Origin of the sequence: Bacillus pretiosus (genome assembly GCF_051294775.1) — a bacterium.
GTDB lineage: Bacteria > Bacillota > Bacilli > Bacillales > Bacillaceae_G > Bacillus_A > Bacillus_A wiedmannii.
On record NZ_JBPPHF010000072.1, the window covers coordinates 1 to 329 of the forward strand.

At 33.7% G+C, this 329-nt stretch carries 1 pseudogene; it reads right to left on the reverse strand.

The features are described 5' to 3' along the window. A pseudogene (locus ACSG5Z_RS29900) lies at positions 1-329 on the reverse strand (zinc ribbon domain-containing protein); the annotation flags it as partial.

The following is a 329-nucleotide window of genomic DNA, read 5'->3' on the forward strand; positions in this document are numbered from 1 at the left end:
GTGCTGGACTTGATACTTCTAACGGAGCAAAATGACCCATACTCCATAATTGAGGTGTTAACTCTAATGCTAATAATGTACTTTCAGATTTTAAAGTTGTTATTAATTTTAATGGTTCAATACTGTCTACCTTATTTACTAACGCCATAATACAAACTACTACTGCTGTTACTAAAAGTCCTTTTATCATGGCTGAAATACCGTAATAAACAGACGCTCCATATGGCATTAACTCTTGAAATGCTGCTGCCATTTTATTTTTGCTTGTATGAGCAATAAATCCTATTAAGGTAAATAATGTCCCACATACAAAACCACTCAGTAACCTC